A 1,449-nucleotide genomic window follows, 5' to 3' on the forward strand; every position below is an offset into this window, starting at 1 on the left:
TCCGCTCGATCCGGTGTCACCGGCGGCCGCAGGCGAGGGCACCATCGCGAATCCGAGCACGCAGTCACCGCAGCAGCAGACGCCGAGAAGCGCATCGCAGCCGAATCGACCGTCGGGCACGATCGACACCCGCGCCGCCACGCCGAATTCGAGCAATGGAGCTGGAAACACCGCGCTTGCTGAACAATTGGTTCCCATGAGCATCCCCTCGCTCGAAACACCTGCGGTCGAAGCCCCCGAGCCCACCGGCGAAGCATCGGGTGACGGCAGTGACCAGGCCTTCGCCTGCTCCACGCCGTCGGCCACCGAGCCGAAAGCGTCTCGACTCCTCCACCTTTCGGTTTCGTCACGGCACCGGCCGCGTCCTGATGTATCTGGCGCTGGCCGTCGCGGCGGCACAGTTGCTGTGGATTCAGGGATTCGATGCACCGAGGTTGTCGGCCGAGTCGGCGTCGCAACGCACCACCACTCTCGTCGATCCGGCGATGCGTGGATCCATCCTGGACCGCAACGGCAATCCGATCGCGTTCACGATGGAAGCCAAAGCGTTGACGTTCCAACCGGTTCGGGTTCGCAAGGAACTCGACGAGGCCCGGGCGAAGGACCCGACCGAGCCGGAGACCGAGCAGTACCTCGAGGACATCGCCGCCCGCATCCACAGCGACCTCGGCGACGTGATCAGCGAGAAGGATCTGCTCGCGAAGCTGAAGAGCAACGACGAATTCACCTACCTCGCCCGCGGAGTGGACGCCACCGTGGCGTCGAAGATCAGCAAGGATTTCAAGCAGGTCGGACTCGAGCGTCAGGACATCCGTGAGTACCCGGGCGGATCACTGGCCGGCAACATCGTCGGTGCCACCGGATGGGACGGACACGGTCTGCTCGGTCTGGAGGATTCGCTCGACGCCACCCTGGCCGGAACCGACGGTTCGCAGACCTACGACCGCGGATCCGACGGTGCCGTCATCCCCGGAAGCTGGCGGGACAAGCAGCCGGCGGTCAACGGTTCGAGCGTAGAACTGACCATCGATGCAGATCTGCAGTACTACGTGCAGCAGCAGGTGCAGTTGGCGAAAGACCTTTCGGGAGCGAAGAACGCCTCGGCGTACGTGCAGGATTCGCACACCGGCGAGGTGCTCGCCATGTCGAACGACAACACCTTCAACCCCGGCATCGGAGTCGGCAACAACGAGCGCACCAAGGAAATGGGCAATCTGCCCGTCACCACGCCGTTCGAGCCCGGTTCGGTGAACAAGATCATCACCGCGGCCGCAGCCATCGAGTACGGACTCACGACTCCTGACGAGGTACTTCAGGTGCCGGGCAGCATCTTCATGTCCGGCGTGTCGGTCAAGGATGCGTGGGACCACGGCGTCGCGCCGTACACGACGACCGGCGTGTTCGGTAAGTCGTCCAACGTCGGCACGCTGATGCTCGCGCAGCGCGTCG

At 64.5% G+C, this 1,449-nt stretch carries 2 protein-coding genes; one reads left to right on the forward strand and one right to left on the reverse strand.

The genetic code is table 11. The features are described 5' to 3' along the window. Window positions 1-198, reverse strand: a 198-nt coding sequence (locus RHBS_RS27745) for a hypothetical protein (protein ID WP_145977659.1), incomplete at its 3' end; no start/stop codon positions are given. A gap of 71 nt (window positions 199-269) precedes the next feature. On the opposite strand from RHBS_RS27745, the gene RHBS_RS27750 reads away from it, so the two are divergent. Next, window positions 270-1,449 (forward strand): penicillin-binding transpeptidase domain-containing protein (locus tag RHBS_RS27750; protein ID WP_272913905.1); only part of this gene is annotated, 1,180 nt, incomplete at its 3' end.

It is taken from the genome of Rhodococcus sp. BS-15, from assembly GCF_000813105.1.
Classification (GTDB): Bacteria; Actinomycetota; Actinomycetes; order Mycobacteriales; family Mycobacteriaceae; genus Rhodococcoides.